The organism is Streptomyces sp. CB02058, from assembly GCF_001905505.1.
Lineage (GTDB): Bacteria > Actinomycetota > Actinomycetes > Streptomycetales > Streptomycetaceae > Streptomyces.
Genome location: NZ_LIPG01000005.1, coordinates 277795 through 295022, shown reverse-complemented (window position 1 = coordinate 295022; position 17228 = coordinate 277795). Strand labels below are relative to the sequence as shown.

The window sequence follows — 17228 nt, the reverse complement described above, 5'->3', positions numbered from 1 at the left end:
GCCTCTCCGGCGTGAGTCGACTGCTGTTCACCCACTCTTCACGGAGTAACCGCCCTCTCGCTGCGGCCAGTTGGGGCCGGATGGATGGTCTGGGGCGGGTGTGGTGAACGCCGCGTCGACACGTGAGGACCGTATGACTGAGCCCGGAGCCGTGCGGTGAGCCGATGGTCCCTGAGACGCAGGGCGGCGTCGAGGCACACCGTCGAGCCGCCCGCCCCTGACGGGACGGTCTTCGCCGTCGAGGAGTACGACGGCGTCGTGCTGCTGCGGTCGCCGTCGGACGACGCGCTGAGCACCGCCGACATCGGCGATCTCGCCCGCTCCCTGGCTGCCGACGACGACGGCACGGTGACCGTGGTGACCGGGGCCGACGAGTCGATGGCCGACGCGCTGTGGCCACGGCTGGCCACGCTGCTCGACTCGCTCCGTGAGGAGGACGTCACCTCCGTCAGGCTGGTCATGTCCGGTGCCGGACTCGACGGCCCGGACCATGAGGCCCCCGCCCGCCGCATCGCCGACGCCTGGGGGCTGGAGGTGATCGCGCCCGACGCGGTCGTCCTGGTCGTGCCGGGCGGCGGGCTCTTCGTCCCCGGCGTACGCCCCGGCTCCCGTACGGAGGCCGGCTGGTGGCGCTTCTCGCCGGGGGCCGAGCCGGTCGCCCTGGGCCCGAGGCAGCCTGCTCCCGTGTGGCAGCCGGGACCCGCGGCCGGGGTACGGAGCACGGCGGGCGGATGCGTGGTCGAGCAGATACCCGCCGGGCTGCTGGTACGGCCCAGGGACGCCATCGCTCCGCGCCTCGGGGACCTCTGCTACGCGATACCGGTGGACCGGAGCGGGCCGCTGGTCCTCGTCGGCGTACCGGACGGGGAGGACGTGCTGCCGGCCGACGTGGCCGAGGCCGTCGGGTCGCTGCCCACGGCGGCACGCTCCCGGGTCAGGATCGCCCCGGGGGGACGCAGCGACGTACTGGAGGCGGGGAGGTCGCTCGCCGGGTCGCTCGGCCACGAGGTCGTCGTCCACACCGGGCTGCCGCTGCTCCCGGCCGGCGGCCTGACGGACCGGTACTCCGTGCGCGCGACCCTCGCCGACGCCGAGGGGGTCCCGCGCTGGCACCCGTATGTGGACGCCGTGGTGTGCCCGCCCGGGAAGGAACCCCGGCTGCTGCGCTGGACCTCTCCGGTCCCCGGCCGAGGCGCGGGCGAGCAGGGGGTGCTGCCGCTCTCCGACCGCTGGCAGGTCGGCGTGACCCGGGCAGGCCTGTGGGTCGGCGGCCCGGACGGCGAACCCGCGCCCCTCGCCGGACGCCCGGTGGCGGCGGACGGCCCGGTGATCGAGGTGGGCCGGACCGGCGAACCGCTGGACGCGTCGCTCTGGCCGGAACTGTCCCGGCTGCTGGGCGCGCTCGGCGCGGACGTCTGCGCCCGCGCCCGGCTCGTGGTGCACGGCACCTGCGTGGACGGAGGCCAGGCCCTGCGTCACCTGGCCGGCCTGCACCATCTGCGAAGCCTCCGTTTCGGGAAGCTCCCGGTGCCGGGGACGGTGCCGGGGCGTATGGCCGGGCGCGGGGCGGGGCACGCGACGGCGAGGGCGGCGTCTGCGGCGTCTGCGCCCCGTACTCCGGCGGTCACGGCGCCCAGGGCTCCTGCCGCGGGGACGTCCACGCGGGGCGGCGTGCCCGACCCGGCAGGTGCGTCCGCGTCGTCCGCTGCGCCGGGCCGGGGCGTTGCGCCTGCCTCGGGGGCCGCGTCCGCTCCGGTCGCGGCGTCGCGTTCGGCGCATGGGGCTGCTTCGGCTCCTGTTCCGACCTCGACGTCCGCTCCTGATCCGGCTCCTGCTCCGGCGTCTGCGCCTGATCCTGATACGGCGTCTGCGTCCACGGCCGTGCCTGCGGCTGCTTCGGTCGCGGCTTCGGCTTCTTCCTCCGCCTCGGCTTCCGGTTCTGGTTCGGCTTCGCCGTCTCCGGTCCGGGCTTCCGGGCCGACTTCCGCCTCGCGTCCGGGCGCGTCCCGTCCCCGGATTCCGCTGGCCCAGCTCCTGGAGCCCGACCCGGACCCGGAGCCGGTGGGCCCGCCCGAGACCCCGGCCGCCACGCCCGGGCGGACGCCGGGCCGTGCTCCCGTCGCCGGCACCACGGGAGGTGGGCCTTCTCCGACGCGTACGGCGGTTACCGGGGCCGCTCCCGGACACGGCGACCCTGAACCGGCCGGTGCTGCCGAGCCGAGCTCGGGTTCCGCTGCGACTGGGAGCGCCTCAGCACCTTCGGGCACCCCGGCCTCCTCGGGCACCCCGGCCTCCTCGGGTTCCTCCACGGCGCCCGAGGGCGACCCCGCACCTCCCGTTCCCGCGGCCACGACCTCCGGGCAGCCCACCGTGACCGTGTCCGCCCCGCCCGCCCGATCCGTCGCGACCTCCTCCGTGCCCGGGCCCGTACCGACTCCACCCGAGGGCGAGACCCCGGCGACCGGCGTCGTCCGAGGGGCCGGGGACTTCGCCCCGGCGCCGTTCCTGCCCGGGTACAGCAGCACCGAGGAGGACCGGGTCGCGTTCCGGGGGGTCGCGGAGGCCGAGTGGGAGCGTTACGGGGCCGCCGTGGCCCGGATGCTCACGCGGATGCCCGCGCTGCGCGGCCAGGAGCAGGAGGCAGCCCGGGCCGACCTGATCGCGCTGAGCCTCTATCTGCGCTGCACGGAAGGGCCGTTGAGCCATGCCGCACTGCACCGCGCCCTCGGTTCGGGCGACGGGCGGCTTCTGCCGTACGCCGCCTGTGTGGCCTCGGGGCTGCGTCGCCTGCCCGCCTTCCGGGGCGCGGCCGTGCGGGGTGCGGGCGCGGGGGTGGCCCCGGCGCCGGGCAGTCTGCTGAGGGACGCCGGGCCCGTCAGCGCGCTGCCCGTCGGCAGCGGTGAGCCACCGCCCGGAGGTGCGCGGTACGTGATCTGGTCGGTCACCGGGCGCCGGGTGCGGCAGCTGTTCGACGGGCCGGTGGAGAACACCCGGACCGACGAGGTGGTCTTCCCGCCGGGCACGGTGTTCCGGGTCCTGGCTGTCCGCCAGGGCGGCGGTGCGCCCGCCTCCCCTCTGATTCTCCTGCGTGAACTCCCTGGAATCCCCGGGGAGTCCGCCCCCGGCGGGACACCGCTCGACGAGCAGGACGAGGCCGCGCTCGCGCGACTGGACGCCTCGCTGAGCCGGAGCCCCGACGCGGCGGCCACGGGCCCCTGGCCCGGCCGCTGTGCCGGACCGGTCGGCCTCCCCCACAGCGACGGAAGCGAGTGACCCATGGCAAGTGAAGAAGGCACCGCACAACCGGCGGTGCGCCGCGCCACGGCGCTCCCCCAGGTCTCCGGACCCGCCGCACCGAACCCCGCCCTCGCCCCGCGCACACCGGCGGCAGGCAGGACCGGAGGCGGACCGGGCGCGAGTGAACCGGAGCCGGGTGCACCGACGGCCGGACCGGGCGCGAGTGGACCGGAGCCGAGCGCGTCGACGGCAGGCGAACCGGCGGCACGTGAGCCTGAGCCGGGTGAACCGGCGGCGGGTGAACCGGCAACGGGCGAAACCGCACGGACCGGCACGACGGGCCGCGCCCGGACGGTGGGCAGCACCCCCGTGGCACCCGAACCGGGCCCCGGCGCCTCCACCGCCGAGCCCGACGGCGGGACTGCCGCCGCGTCGGGCGCGGGCGGTGCCGCGGAGCCGCCCGCGGCGACCACGGCCGCCGGCGACCCGCCGTCCCCGCGCCCCAACAAGCCGTTGCTCGCCGCTGCCGCGATCGGCGGGAGCCTGCTCATCGGCGTACCGCTCCTCTTCATGGGGATGAGCGACGACGACACCCGGACGCGACCCACCGCGGCGTCCGTCTCGTCCGACGTGCTGCCGCACGACTCGGGCCGCTCGGGCGGCACCCCGGGGAGTTATGTGCCCGCCTCGCCCTCGGCGACGCCCTCGCCCACCTCGGGTACACGGAAGGAGTCCGCCGGGCCGTCGCCTTCGGCGCGTCCCGCCGCGGACACCGGTCGCGCCCCGGCGAGCGGTACGCGGAAGGAGTCGGCGGAGAAGCCCGCGAAGACGGCGCCCTCACCCACGGCCGCCACCCGCCGCGCCGCCGTACGTGCCGGAGGCGCGCTGCCCACGGGTGCGCGGTTCTCGACCGTCACGGGCATCCTCATCAAGAACCGGATGACCGGCCTGTGCGTCGATGTGCCGAACTACGGCAAGGGCCAACTCAACGGCTCCGTGGAGCAGTTCACCTGCGACGGCACCAGCCGCGACAACCAGCTGTGGGACCTGGTGGTCAACCAGAAGGGTGCGGGCCCCGGCGGCGCGGACCTGTTCACGGTCCGCAACGGCAAGGACAACTACTGCCTGGATCTGCCGGACTACGGGGCCAAGCCCGCCAGGACCGCCGTCTACGAGTGGCACTGCAACCCGGGCTCCGGGGACAACCAGATGTGGTACCTGGACAAGAGGGCCGACGGCGCGTTCTGGATTCGCAACCACAAGAGCGCGGGCCTCTGCCTGGACGTCGCGGGCCTGGGCGGATCGGGCGGCCGGGGCGCCAACCTCACCGTGTACGGCTGCTCCGCCCAGGACGACCATCTCTGGTCGTTCGCCTGAGCACCTGCCCACCCCCCACCTCACGGAGGATGTGATCCGATGTCCGTTCCCCCGGTTTCCGGAGGCAGCGGGGCCGCAGCGCCGACCCCGTCAGGCCGGCCCGGCCCGCCCTCCGTCCGCCAGGCGGTCGCGCTGCCCGCGGGCCCCGGCGCACCCGGTACCGCCCTCGTCCCCGCAGCCGCACCGCCCGCCACCGCCTCGCCCGAGGAACCCACCGCCGCGACCCCGGCGGCGGGCGAAGCCACGACGACCGCAGCCACGACGGCCGGCGAGGCGGGGACCACCGGCGGAGCCACGACGACCGGCGAGGCGGGGACCACCGGCGGAGCCACGACGGCCGGCGGGAGCGGTACGGCCGGCGAGGTCGCGGCGGCGAGCCGGGCTGGTGCCCCCGAGGCGGCCGGTCGGGCGGGCCCTGAGGGTCAGGCCGGTCAGGCCGGTCGGGTGGGTCCGGCCGGTGCGGCCGGCGGCCCCGGGGCGGGCGCCCCGGGGTCGCCGGCCGCGGCGGTGTCGGCGACCTCCACCGAGCCCCCGGCAGCGGCGGCAGCGGCGGCCTCCGCCGTGCCCGGCGGCCCCGGTGCCGACGGGGAGGCCGCCGTCGGGGGACGGCCCAGGAAGCCGCTGCTGGCCGCCGCCGCGATCGTCGGTTCCCTGCTGATCGCCCTGCCCTTCGCGCTGGCCTCCGACGGCGGCCGGGACGACGGCGCGGCCCAGCTGGTCACCTCGCCCACGACGGGCACCGTGCTCCAGGACGGCTCCTCCCGCAGGCCCGGTGCCTTCACCGCCGCGTCCCCCTCTCCTTCGCCCTCGCCCTCCGCCTCCTCGACGGGCCCCGTGGACAAGGGGCCGAAGACCGCCACCAGGCCCGCACCCGCCCCCGGCGGCGAGAAGGCGTCCACCGAGCCCGCCACGGTGAAGAAGAAGCCCGCCGCGTCACCGAAGGCGACAGCGGCCAGGAGCACCGGCAAGTCGGCCGGCACGGCGCCCAAGCCTCCCGGGAACGCCCTGGTCAGCGCCCAGTCGGGCAAGTGCCTCAGCGCGGGGTCCGGAAAGGACGGCACCCAGCTCACCCTGTGGCCGTGCGACGGATCGGCCGCCCAGCGCTGGGACTTCAGGGCGGACGGCACCGTACGCGCCCTGGGGATGTGCATGGACGTCGCCTGGGCGTCGACGGAGGATCTCACCGCGATCCAGGTGGCCTACTGCAGCGGCAACCCGGCCCAGCAGTTCTACCTCAACTCCACCCAGGACCTGGTCGCCAGGATCGCCACCAAGTGCGTGGACATCTATCAGGCGAACACCGCCAACGGCACCCCGGCCGTGCTGTTCCCCTGCTCCGGCGGACCCAACCAGACCTGGTCGAAGGCCTGACCCGGGCCCGGGCCGGACGGGACAGCTCTCGGGCGGACCCCGCTCTCAGGCGGACCCGTGGGAGACGGACTCACGGGAGTGGCGCGTCGTCCCGGCGGCCCGGGGCTTCTCCCCGTACCTGTGGCAGTGGGGGTTGTGGCAGGACCCGGGACCCCAGTGGGGGACGAAGATGCCGAGGGTCTTGTGCCGCTCGAGGACGGTGTCGACGGGCTTCTTGCAGGCAGGACACGCGTACTCCGCCTGCCGGTCGGTCTGACGCTCGGTACTGGCCATGTCTTTACGGTAATCCAACATCGGACAATGAGAAACTTTTCCGACTTTTTACCCTGCTGGGCCCGGGAAACGTGCTTCCGGACGTGCTCCGCCAGCGTGCCGCCCGGGGTACCCGACGGGCCCTCCCGGCAGCGCGCGACGGAAGACCGCAGGAGCTACAGGAAGCGGCCCGGCCCGGAACCTGGTGCCATGGAACGGGGGAACGCCTCGACGAAGGGACCATCCGGTCATGGCACGCGCACCGTCACCGGCCGCAGTCCTGCTCTCCGTGCACGCCGTCGTCTTCGACACGGACGGCGTGATCACCGACTCCGCGACGGCCCACGCCTCGGCCTGGAAGGAGGCGTTCGACGCCTGTCTCGCCACCCATGAGGGGCAGCGGCCGTTCGACGAGGCCGACGACTACCGGAGTTACGTCGACGGCAAGGCGCGCAAGGACGGCGCCTCCGCCTTCCTCGCGTCCCGGGGGATCGACCTCCCCGAGGGCACCCCCGACGACCCGCCGGGAACCGGGACCGTGTGGGCCGTCGCCGCGCGCAAGGACAAGGCGTTCACCGAGAGCCTGCGCACCCATCCGATCGCCGTCTGGCCGGGCACGGTGCGTCTCCTGCGCGTGCTGCGCGACGCGCGGGTGCCGATCGCCGCCGCCTCCGCCTCCCGGCACGCGACCGAACTGCTGGCCGGTGCCGGTCTCCTGGACCTGTTCACGGCCGTGGTCGACGGCAACGAGGCGCGCCGCCTGGAACTGCCCGGCAAGCCCGATCCCGCCCTGTTCATCGAGGCGGCCCGGCGCCTGGGCGTCCCGCCGGGGGACAGTGGTGTCGTGGAGGACGCGCTCGCCGGGGTCGAGGCGGGCAGGCGCGGGGGCTTCGGTCTGGTCGTCGGTGTGGACCGCTCGGACACCTCCGAGGGCGCCGCCGCCCTGCGCCGGCACGGCGCTGACCTGGTGGTGTCCGATCCGGGGGACCTGCTGATCAGCGGGGCGAACTGATGGCGCGGGGCTGGGTCTGGGCGTACGAGGGGTACGACCCGGAGAAGGAGCGCCTGCGCGAAGCCCTGTGCACCCTCGGCAACGGCTACTTCGCCACCCGGGGAGCCGCGCCCGAGACACCGGCGGCGAAGTCGCACTACCCGGGCACCTACGCGGCGGGCTGCTACAACCGTCTGACCTCGTCCGTCCAGGGCCGCCAGGTCGAGAACGAGGACATGGTCAACCTCCCCAACTGGCTGCCGCTGCGCTACCGCATCCACCCCGAGGGCGCCGGCCCCGGCCCCTGGCTGACCCCCGACCACCCGTATCTGGCGGAGCACCGTCAGTCCCTCGACCTGCGCGGCGGAATCCTCACGCGCCGCTCGGTGTACGAGGACGGCGACGGCCGCCGTCTGACGGTCGCGCAGGAGCGACTCGTACACATGGGCGACCCCCATCTCGCCGCGCTGCACACGGTGTTCACGGCCCATGGCTGGGCGGGGGAGCTGGAGGTGGAGGCCGCGATCGACGGCGACATCCGCAACACCGGTGTCGCCCGCTACCGGGAGCTCGCCGACCGCCATCTCATCGGCTGGGAGACCGGCACGGAGCCGGAATCCGCGGTGTGGCTGCGTTGCCGCACGGTCGAGTCCGACATCGGTATCGCGCTGGCCGCCCGCACGGTGGCCTCCTGCGGCCCGGAGCGCAACGGCGACCACCGGGCGGAGCCCCGGCAGGAGCCGCGTGCGGTCCACCAGACGCTGATGCTCCCGCTGTCCCCGGAATCCGATGCCGTCGTCGACAAGACGGTCGCGCTCTTCACCTCCAGGGACCCGGCGATCGGCAGCCCGCTGCGGGCCGCCGTGTCCGCCGTCGAGGAGGCCCCGGTGTACGCCCGGCTGCTGACCACCCACCGCCGGGCCTGGGCGGATCTGTGGCAGCAGGCCAAGCTGGAGGTCCCCGGCGAGCCCGGACGCATCCTGCGGCTGCACCTCTTCCATGTGCTCCAGACGCTCTCCCCGCACACCGCCGAGCTCGATGTCGGCGTGCCGGCCCGAGGGCTGCACGGCGAGGCGTACCGGGGGCACGTCTTCTGGGACGAGCTGTTCGTCCTGCCCTTCCTGAACCTCCATCTACCCGAGGTGTCAAGGGGGTTGCTCGACTACCGCCACCGGCGGCTCCCCGCCGCCCAGGCCGCCGCGCAGGCGATCGGCAGGGCCGGGGCGATGTATCCGTGGCAGAGCGCCGACGAGGGGCGCGAGGAGACCCAGGAGGTCCACCTCAACCCGCGTTCGGGCCGCTGGCTGCCCGACCGGTCACGCCTCCAGCACCATGTCGGCTCGGCGGTCGCGTACAACGTGTGGCAGTACTGCCAGGCGACCGGCGACACGGAGTACCTCTACTCCAAGGGCGCCGAGATGATGCTCCAGATCGCCCGTTTCTGGGCGGACAGCGCCGCGTGGGACGCGTCCCTCGGGCGCTACCGCATCAAGGGCGTCGTGGGACCCGACGAGTACCACGACGCCTACCCGGACTCCGAGTCCGCGGGGCTCGACGACAACACGTACACGAACGTGACCGCGGCCTGGGTGCTGGCGAGGGCCGGCGAGCTGTGCCGCGCGCTGCCCGCGAGCCGCTGCCGGCAGCTCCTCGACCGGATCCGGCTCGACCCGTCCGAGACGGACCGCTGGGACGAGATCTCCCGCCTGCTGTACGTGCCCCATCACCGGGGTGTCATCAGCCAGTTCGCCGGCTACGGGGACCTGGCCGAGCTGGACTGGGAGGGCTACGGGGAGCGGTACGGGAACATCCGGCGCCTCGACCGGATCCTGGAGGCGGAGGGGGACACCGTCAACCGCTACCAGGCGTCGAAGCAGGCCGATGTGCTGATGCTGGGCTACCTCTTCTCGCCCAGGGAACTCGCCGCGCTGTTCCGGAGGCTCGGCTACGAACTCGACGACGAGACCTGGCGGGCCACCGTCGACTACTACGTGAAGCGCACGAGCCACGGCTCCACCCTCAGCTCCCTCGTCCACGCCTGGGTGCTGGCCCGGGTGCACCGCGACGACGCCTGGGCGTACTGCGAGGAGGCGCTGATCGGTGATGTCGCCGACATCCAGGGCGGTACGACCGAGGAGGGCATCCACCTGGGGGCGATGGCGGGCACGCTCGACTTCGTGCAGCGCGGCATGACCGGCCTGGAGACCCGCGACGACGCCCTGTGGCTCGCGCCGGCCACCCTGCCCCAGCTGTCGAAGTTCCGGATGCGGCTCCGCTTCCGGCGGCACTGGGACGTGGACCTGCGCCTCCGCGCCGAACGCCTGCGGATCGCCGTACCCGACTCGGAACGGCCGGGCGTCCGGGTCAGGCTGGACGGCAGCGCCTATGTTGTTCAGCCGGGGACGGCGCGCTGGCTGGAGCTGCCCACCGACATGCCCGGCGGGTCCTGAGACGGGCCACCCGAGAGGGGCCTGGGAGCCGGTCGTTTCGGGGGCCGTCCCCGTTCACGCGGGCCGCGACGACACCAGTACGCCGATCTTGTCGATGCGGTGCTCCGGGTTGTGCTGGGCGTCGCGCCAGAAGTTCCCGGCCGCGTCGTCCTCCGGGGTCGCGCAGGTGGAGAGGGTGATCATGGCCTCGGTGGGCTTCCCGCCCGGTTCGCCCGGCACCTCGGCGCGCTGCTCGGCGAGCGAGCGCTCCGAGCGGAACGAGGTCTCCCGGGTCTCCGTGATCCGGTACTCGTACACCGTGCCGTTCTCCGTGACGAGGACCGTGTCGCCCTTCTCCAGCGACGGCAGGTCGTGGAACGGACCTCCGGCGGAGAGCCGGTGGGCCGTCACCAGGTAGTTCCCGGTCTCGCCGGGCCCGACGCCGCCCTTCTCGCCGTACGGGCTGGCCGCGGCACCCGTGTCCTGGACACGGGTGCCCGGAGCGTCGTCCGTCGTGCCCTCGTACGGCACCACGCGCAGATCGGTGATGCCGATCGCCGGGACGGTGAGCTCGGCGGTTTCGGTCCGCGGGTCGGTCCTGTCGGCGGGGGCCGCCGCGACCGCCGTGGCCGCCGTGGTCGCGGCGACCGGGGAGGCCGCCGCGACCGCCGCCGGACCTCCGGCGGCCAGGACGACGACGACCGCGGCCGCGCAGACCCGGGGGAGGCGGCGGAGTGTCCTGGAAGGGTGCATGACGGGTTCCGGGTCGATGGCCGGTGCGGGCCCGTGGGTCCGGCCCGCACCTTCCAGTACACCACCGGTCACCCGGCGGCGCCCGGGTCGAGCAGCTCGCGCACCTCCTCGGCGGTCGTCTCCGTGAGCTCCTCGCCCACGAGCACCCAGCGGGTGATGCCGACCGACTCCAGGAAGGCGAGGTCGTGGCCGGCGATCACGAGCGCGCCCTCGTAGGAGCCGAGTGCGCTCGTCAGCTGCCGCACGCTCGCCAGGTCCAGATTGTTGGTCGGCTCGTCCAGCATCAGCAGCTGGGGCGCCGGGGCGGCGAGCATCGTCGCCGCGAGGGCGGCACGGAAACGTTCCCCGCCCGACAGGGTGCCCGCCTCCTGCTCGGCCCGCGCGCCCTTGAAGAGGAAGCGCGCGAGCTGCGAGCGGATCTCGTTGTCCGTGGTCCCCGGCGCGAGACGGGACACGTTCGCCGCGACGCTCAGCGAGTCGTCCAGCACGTCCAGGCGCTGCGGCAGGAAGCGCAGCGGCACGAAGGTCCTGGCCTCCCCCGACTCCGGTTCCAGCTCCCCGGTGAGGGTGCGCAGCAGCGTCGTCTTGCCCGCGCCGTTGCGTCCCACGAGCGCGACGCGTTCGGGCCCCTGGACGTGGAGTTCGCCGTCGCGCAGGGTGCCGAAGCGGGGCCGGAGCCCCCGCACGCTCAGGACCGTGCGGCCCGCGGGGACCGCGGTGCGGGGGAGCTTCACCCGGATCTCCGCGTCGTCACGGATCGCCTCGGACGCCGTGTCGAGCCGCTCGCGCGCCTCCTGGAGCCGGTCCTCGTGCAGACCGCGCAGCTTGCCCGCGGCCTCCTGGGACGACCGCTTGTGCTCGCCCGCGACGATCCTCGGCGCGCGCCGCTGGGCGTCCATCTTCTTGTTGTGCCGCTGGCGGCGGGCGACCTTGATCTGTGCCTCCTCCAGCTCGCGCTTCTGGCGGCGTACGTCGGACTCGGCGGCCCGCACCATGCGCCCGGCCGCCTCCTGCTGGGTGGCGAGCGCCTCCTCGTACGCCGACCAGCCGCCGCCGTACCAGCTCACCGTGCCGGCGCGGAGGTCGGCGATGCGGTCGACTCGTTCCAGCAGGTCACGGTCGTGGCTGACCACGAGGAGCACACCGGAGCGCCAGGACTCGACGGCGTCGTACAGCCGGCGACGCGCGAACACGTCGAGGTTGTTGGTCGGCTCGTCGAGCAGCAGCACGTCGGGGCGCTCCAGCAGCAGTGCGGCCAGCCGGAGCAGCACGGTCTCGCCGCCGGACAGCTGCCCGGCGGTGCGGTCGAGGCCGACGTCGCCGAGGCCGAGCGAGCCCAGGGTCGCCAGGGCTCGTTCCTCGACGTCCCAGTCGTCGCCGACCGTCTCGAAGTGCTGCTCGGAGACGTCGCCGGCCTCGATCGCGCGCAGCGCCGTACGCCGCTCGGTGATGCCGAGGGCGTCCTCGACACGCAGGTCCGTGTCGAGCGTGATGTTCTGCGGCAGATACGCGAGGTGACCGCCGACGGTCACCGAGCCCGCCGAGGGGTGGAGCCGGCCGGCCAGCAGCCGCAGCAGGGTGGACTTTCCGGAGCCGTTGGTGCCGACGAGACCGGTGCGGCCCCTGGGGACGCTCAGGGAGAGCCCGTCGAAGACCTCCGTGCCGTCCGGGTGGCTGAAGGACAGGGCGGAGCAGGAGAGCGACGCGGCGGGCGTGGGCTGGGACATGTGATCCTCGCGGTCGTAAGCATGTGATCAGGGGCTTCGTGTGCGAGCACCACGCGGCGACCGGCCGAGGAGAAAAAGGGGTGCGGTCCTCCGGAGAAACGGAAGGACGGTCCATGCACCGAGGTCGCATCCACGCGGGGTCACGGGGCGGCAGGAGAGCCGACGGCGGCGTGACGGGCTACGGCAGGGGCCGTACCGCGCGATGATCGCGGACCTCAGATGCGCAACGTCCACCTCTATCGGAGACAACAGGACTCAAAAACTGTACACCGTGTGCGGGCCGGCGGCCCGGGATTTCACGGGGACGCCGTCTTGACGCGGGGGCGCGGGTTCCTTAGCGTCTGCTCGCCCGATCGCGGAGTGTTCCGAAACATTCGGGATCGGCGCTGTGTGACGCCCGGGGAGGGTTCCTCGGCAGGCCCGCCCGGCCTGACACCCTTCCGTCTTCCTCCCGCACAGGAGACCCCGCATGAGACCGCACTCCACGGGCCCCGCCCGCCCCACTGCCTTACGGGCACGACGCGCGGCCCGCCATCTGGTGGCCCTGGTCACCGGCGCCCTGCTCCTCGCGGCGGCCCCGGCCGTCTCCGCCGAGCCCGCGCCCCGGGGCGCGGGCGCCCCCTCCTGGACCGGGACCTGGGCCACCACACCCACACAGACCCCGGCCTCGGACACCACGGCCTTCGACGACGAGACGATCCGCCAGACCGTCCACACGAGCATCGGCGGGGACCGGGTCCGCGTCCGGCTGTCGAACGAGTTCGGCAGCGGGCCCCTGGTCATCGGCGAGGCCCGGATCGCCCGCGCGGCCGGCGGACCGGGCACGCGCATCGACCCGCGCACCGACCGGCCGCTCACCTTCGGCGGGCGCACCTCCGTGAGCGTGCCCGCGGGGGCCCCGCTCCTCAGCGACCCGGTCGCCCTGAAGGTGCCCGCGGGGACCGACCTCGTGGTGAGCATCCATCTGCCCGGACCCACCCCGGGCTCGACGCTCCACGCGTTCGCCCTCCAGCACAACTACAGGGCCGCCGGGAACGTCACCGGGGACACCGACATCGAGCCGACCGAGACCTTCGACCGCTGGTACTTCCTGACCGGCGTCAGCGTGAGCACCGGCAGGTCCTCCTCGGCGGTCGTCGCCTTCGGCGACTCCATCACCGACGGCTCCGTCACCGAGACCGGCGCCAACCACCGCTGGCCGGACCGTCTCGCCGGCCGGCTGCGCACCACCCTGGGACCGGACGCGGTGGGCGTGCTCAACCAGGGCATCAGCGGCAACCGCCTTCTCCACGACCCCAATCCCCCGGCCGGGTCCGACGCCGAGAACTTCGCCGCGTACTTCGGCCAGAGCGCCCTGCGCCGCTTCGACCGCGACGTCGCCTCCCAGCCCGGTGCCGAGCACCTGATCGTGCTGCTCGGCGTGAACGACCTCGGCCACCCCGGCACCGTCGCCCCGGAGTCGGAGCGGGTCACGGCGGCGGAACTCATCGGCGCCCACCGCCAGATCATCGCCCGCGCGCACGACCGGGGCCTCAAGGCCTACGGCGGCACGGTCCTCCCCTTCAAGGACGACACCCTCGGCTTCTACACCCCGGAGAACGAGGCCGCCCGCCAGGCCCTCAACCACTGGATCCGCACCGGCGGGGAGTACGACGCGGTGATCGACTTCGACAGGGCGCTGCGCGACCCGTCGGACCCGCAGCGCCTCCTCGCCCGCTACGACAGCGGCGACCACCTCCACCCCAACGACGCGGGCGCCGAGGCGATGGCCCGCGCCGTCCCCCTGCGCCTCCTGCGCTGAGGGGACCGGCTCACGCTCCGCGCAGGCGCTCCGCCTCCTCGACGAGCCAGGCGGGCCGGACCATCTCGACGTTGCGTCCGGTGCCCTGGGCGGCCCGGACCAGCGCGTCGGCCGCCGCCGCCGGGCCGGGCGGGGTCAGGGCCAGTGCCCCGGCCGCCTCGGCGAGCGCCTGCGCGGCGGCGGCCTCCACCGCCCCGGCGAGCTGGAGCGAGGCGGCCGAACGCTCGGCCGCCTCGGCCGCCTCTGCGTACCGGGCCTCGGTCCAGTGGGCCCAGGCGGTGTTGTAGAGGCAGACGCCCTCCGCCCGAGGGTTCTCCATCTTCGAGGCCTCGTCGAGCGCGCCGCCCAACGCGGTCAGTGCCTCGGCCGTCCGCCCGGTCGCGATCAGGGCGATCCCCTGGGCGTTGAGTGCGTAGGCGACCGCCTCCAGACTGTCGGCCTCCCGGTACGCGCGCACCGCCTCGCCGCCCGCCGTCACCGCGTCCTCCCAACGGCGCAGCACCAGAAGGGCGATGGACCGGGCGTTCCATGAGCGCGCCTCGGTGAGCGTGTCGCGCGAAGCGCGGGCATGCGTGTACAGCCGGTCGGCACCGGCCAGCGCCGCGGTCCCCTCGCCGAGGTAGCTGTGCGTCAGGCTGAGGCTCAGGAAGGCGTGGACCTCGGCCTCGGAATCACCCAGCTCGTGCGCCAGTTCACCGGCGCGGGCCAGCGGTTCCACCGCCGCGTCGAGGCTGCCCAGCTGACGGTGGGTGTCGCCCAGGCCGAACAGGGCGTTCTGCCACGAGGGACGGTCGTCCAGCCGCTCGGCCAGTCCGGCCGCCTCGGTGAACAGCCCGACCGCGTCGGCCATCGGGCCACCGCTGAGCCGGGCGTGTCCGAGGCCGATGAGATGGGCGAGCCGCGCCCGGTCGTCGGTCACATGTCCCTCCAAGGTCATGTGCAGAGAGATCGCGGCCAGCACCGACCCGTGCCAGACCAGCCACTCGCTGATCGAACCGAGCAGCAGCGCGGCCTCGTTCATGTCCCCGGCGCGCACCAGGTGGTCGAAGGCGCGCCGGTGGGGGCGGATGTCGTCCAGGGTCCGCCAGTCCTCCCGGGGCGGCGCGATGCTCGCGTACCAGCCGGCGGCCCGCCGCTCCACGGCCCTCCGGCCCAGGGAGCCTTCCCGCGCCATCGCCCCGTACGCGAGGTCCGCGTCCATCGGGTGCAGCGCGAGGGTCCGGCTGGCCCGGTCGACCGAGAGCATGCGCGTCCGCAGCAGCCCCGCGAGCACGGGGCCGACGGCCAGGCCCGGTTCGAGGCCCGCCACGATCCACTCGACGGCCTCCCGGGTCACCGGCGTACGCAGCACCGCGAGGACGTTCAGCACGGTGCGGCCCTCGGGGCCGAGCCGCTGGTAGCGGTCCTGGGCGAGCCCCGCGACCACATCGCCGCGCAGAGCGAAGTCCTCCAGCACCTCCTGGAGCGTGGGCAGGGTCAGCATGTCGTCCGCCATGACGCCCACCAGCAGCTCCAGCGCGCGCGGGACGCCGTGCACATGGACCGCGGCCTGCAACAGCTCCTCGTCGGACAGCTGCCCCACCCCGATGCTGCCGTCCTGGTCGAGCTCGCGCAGGAGCGCGACGGACTCGACCGGCGGAAGGCCGTCCGCGAGATCGACCTCGGCCGCGAAGCGGCGCAGCTCGGGCGCGAGCCGCAGGGGTATCTGCGAGGTGGCCAGCAGCCGGGGGGTGGAGCGGGCCCGGAACAGGCAGTCCAGGAAGACCGCGAGCTCGTCCTCGTCGTCGAGCCGGCCGTCGTCCGTGAGCCGGTCGTCGAGGTTGTCCATCAGGATGACGAACAGGTCGCCGCGCATCGCCGCGAACAGCTCGCCGATCTTGTCCTGGACGGGCCGGTCCGTGGCCCAGACCTCCAGCAGCCGGGTCCGCTCCTCGCCGCCGATCACCTCGGCGCAGTCGAAGTAGAGGCGCTCCAGCGAGATCCCCGACGTACGGGTGCTGAGATTGACCAGCCCGCGCGGCAGGGGCGCCCGCAGCTGGCCGGGCCACTCGCCGTGCTCCAGCAGCTCCATGACCTTGGCCGCGACGGAGCTCTTGCCCATGCCGCGCCGCCCGGTGACGGTGACCATGCGGACGGCGGGATCGGCCAGGTGACGGCCGATCCGGTCACGCACCTCGACACGGTCCTTGAACAGCTCCAGCCCGTGGGTGACCGGCAGCCCGATGACCCTGGAACCGGCCGGTCCGCCCGCCGGGCCCGCGTAGGGCAGCGCCGCCGGATCGGCGATGGCCAGCAGCCGTGCCAGCTCCGCCGCGCGCGGGGCGCCGACCCGGCCCAGGACGTGGTCGATACGGGCCGCCGTCAGCCGGCCCGCGCCCTCACGGCGGTGGTGCTCGGCGACGACCCCGACGATGCGGGCCCCCGCCCACACGGCGGCGCCCGACATCCCCGACCACGGCGACACCTCGGGGTCGGGATCTGCGGCGGCCTCCCGCACGGTGATCTCCAGGGTGCCGGTGCGCAGATTGGACAGCGCCGCCACGGTCCCGTCCGCCTGGTGCAGCTCCCGGAACTGCCGGCCGTCGGCCCCGCGCCGCCGTTTCCACAGCGGGAATCCCGCGGCGTGCACTGGGACGAGGGCATGCCGGTCGTCGCCGATCCGCCCGAACAGCGCGGGCCCCACGGCCCCGGTGCCCGGCGGCGGCGCGAAGGTCAGCACCGCCACATCGGTCCCGCCGTCCGACCAGGCGACGACCGCCGCCGCCGACCACTGCCCCGGCCGGTCCGCGTCGAAGCGCACCTTCACCCCGGCGGCACCGGCCACCACGTGCAGCGCGGTCAGCACCGCCGTGTCGCCGACCCGGTACCCGGACCCGCGCCTCCCGCCTGAGGCCGTGGTGACGATGACCTCCGCGATGCGGTGCGGATCGAGGCCGCCCGCCGCCGTCTCAGTCCTCACCGAGCAGCTCGTCTCCGGAGATCAGCGCCATCTGGTCCGGCGCGTCCGCGAGGACCGGCTGAAGGGTCAGCGTGAGCCGCTGGGTGACCGTCGACGACCGCTTCGCCGCCGCACTCGCGTCGAACACCCAGAACCGGACCTTCACCCCCGGCTCCCGGCTCCGCTCCACCCCGACCGTCAGCTCCAGCTCGACCCGCTCCGCCTTGAACCGCAGCCCGGAGCCCTCCCCGTCCGCAAGGGCACGGCTCAGCTCCTCGCGCAGCTGCGCGATCATGTCCGCCAGCTCGACCGCATCGTTCACAACCAGATCCCCCACGGGCTCGTACCGCCA

At 74.4% G+C, this 17228-nt stretch carries 11 protein-coding genes; 6 read left to right on the top strand and 5 right to left on the bottom strand.

Annotated elements, in window-relative coordinates:
• Window positions 1-156: 156 nt before the first annotated feature.
• The 3 genes from AMK10_RS26275 to AMK10_RS26265 all read left to right on the top strand — a co-directional run bounded on the left by AMK10_RS26275 (window position 157) and on the right by AMK10_RS26265 (window position 5985).
• A complete protein-coding gene (locus tag AMK10_RS26275; RefSeq protein ID WP_073750428.1) occupies window positions 157-3273 on the top strand; it encodes a hypothetical protein in 3117 nt (1038 codons plus the stop codon).
• A 333-nt stretch (window positions 3274-3606) separates the two neighbouring features.
• Window positions 3607-4614, top strand: coding sequence for an RICIN domain-containing protein (locus AMK10_RS26270; protein ID WP_143194989.1), 1008 nt, complete (start codon window positions 3607-3609; stop codon window positions 4612-4614).
• A gap of 39 nt (window positions 4615-4653) precedes the next feature.
• Complete coding sequence (locus tag AMK10_RS26265) at window positions 4654-5985, top strand: RICIN domain-containing protein (protein WP_073750426.1); 1332 nt, start codon at window positions 4654-4656, stop codon at window positions 5983-5985.
• A 45-nt stretch (window positions 5986-6030) separates the two neighbouring features.
• Here AMK10_RS26265 and AMK10_RS26260 read toward each other — a convergent pair whose 3' ends face one another.
• Window positions 6031-6258 carry a hypothetical protein gene (locus AMK10_RS26260; RefSeq protein WP_073750425.1) on the bottom strand — a complete coding sequence of 76 codons (228 nt, stop codon included), beginning with the start codon at window positions 6256-6258 and terminating at the stop codon, window positions 6031-6033.
• A 229-nt stretch (window positions 6259-6487) separates the two neighbouring features.
• Between AMK10_RS26260 and AMK10_RS26255 the strand changes: the two genes are divergently transcribed.
• Together AMK10_RS26255 and AMK10_RS26250 are read left to right on the top strand one after the other, a co-directional pair.
• Window positions 6488-7249, top strand: a complete 762-nt coding sequence (locus AMK10_RS26255; RefSeq protein WP_073750424.1) for an HAD family hydrolase — start codon at window positions 6488-6490, stop codon at window positions 7247-7249.
• Window positions 7249-9678 carry a glycoside hydrolase family 65 protein gene (locus AMK10_RS26250; RefSeq protein ID WP_073750423.1) on the top strand — a complete coding sequence of 810 codons (2430 nt, stop codon included), beginning with the start codon at window positions 7249-7251 and terminating at the stop codon, window positions 9676-9678. Before AMK10_RS26255 ends, AMK10_RS26250 begins: the two co-directional genes overlap by 1 nt.
• Window positions 9679-9732: 54 nt before the next feature.
• Here AMK10_RS26250 and AMK10_RS26245 read toward each other — a convergent pair whose 3' ends face one another.
• Window positions 9733-10410 carry a class E sortase gene (locus AMK10_RS26245; protein WP_073751020.1) on the bottom strand — a complete coding sequence of 226 codons (678 nt, stop codon included), beginning with the start codon at window positions 10408-10410 and terminating at the stop codon, window positions 9733-9735.
• A gap of 68 nt (window positions 10411-10478) precedes the next feature.
• Window positions 10479-12137: an ABC-F family ATP-binding cassette domain-containing protein gene (locus AMK10_RS26240; protein WP_073750422.1), complete on the bottom strand. Its 1659-nt coding sequence runs from the start codon at window positions 12135-12137 to the stop codon at window positions 10479-10481.
• A gap of 469 nt (window positions 12138-12606) precedes the next feature.
• Here AMK10_RS26240 and AMK10_RS26235 point away from each other — a divergent pair, with 469 nt between their 5' ends.
• The gene (locus AMK10_RS26235; protein ID WP_073750421.1) at window positions 12607-13938 is read left to right on the top strand and encodes an SGNH/GDSL hydrolase family protein; all 1332 of its coding nucleotides are present in this window, start codon (window positions 12607-12609) and stop codon (window positions 13936-13938) included.
• 10 nt (window positions 13939-13948) lie between these two features.
• On the opposite strand, the gene AMK10_RS26230 is transcribed toward AMK10_RS26235, so the two are convergent.
• Window positions 13949-16897 carry a trypsin-like peptidase domain-containing protein gene (locus tag AMK10_RS26230; protein WP_073750420.1) on the bottom strand — a complete coding sequence of 983 codons (2949 nt, stop codon included), beginning with the start codon at window positions 16895-16897 and terminating at the stop codon, window positions 13949-13951.
• Entirely contained in the window at window positions 16887-17198 is a 312-nt protein-coding gene (locus AMK10_RS26225) for a trypco2 family protein (protein WP_241839688.1), read from the bottom strand. Before AMK10_RS26225 ends, AMK10_RS26230 begins: the two co-directional genes overlap by 11 nt.
• Between the last annotated feature and the right edge of the window lie 30 nt (window positions 17199-17228).

Coding starts and splice junctions, on each gene's coding strand:
- AMK10_RS26265 (WP_073750426.1), top strand. CDS start 4,654: ATGTCCGTTCCCCCGGTTTCCGGAGGCAGCGGGGCCGCAGCGCCGACC.
- AMK10_RS26260 (WP_073750425.1), bottom strand. CDS start 6,258: ATGGCCAGTACCGAGCGTCAGACCGACCGGCAGGCGGAGTACGCGTGT.
- AMK10_RS26255 (WP_073750424.1), top strand. CDS start 6,488: ATGGCACGCGCACCGTCACCGGCCGCAGTCCTGCTCTCCGTGCACGCC.
- AMK10_RS26250 (WP_073750423.1), top strand. CDS start 7,249: ATGGCGCGGGGCTGGGTCTGGGCGTACGAGGGGTACGACCCGGAGAAG.
- AMK10_RS26245 (WP_073751020.1), bottom strand. CDS start 10,410: ATGCACCCTTCCAGGACACTCCGCCGCCTCCCCCGGGTCTGCGCGGCC.
- AMK10_RS26240 (WP_073750422.1), bottom strand. CDS start 12,137: ATGTCCCAGCCCACGCCCGCCGCGTCGCTCTCCTGCTCCGCCCTGTCC.
- AMK10_RS26235 (WP_073750421.1), top strand. CDS start 12,607: ATGAGACCGCACTCCACGGGCCCCGCCCGCCCCACTGCCTTACGGGCA.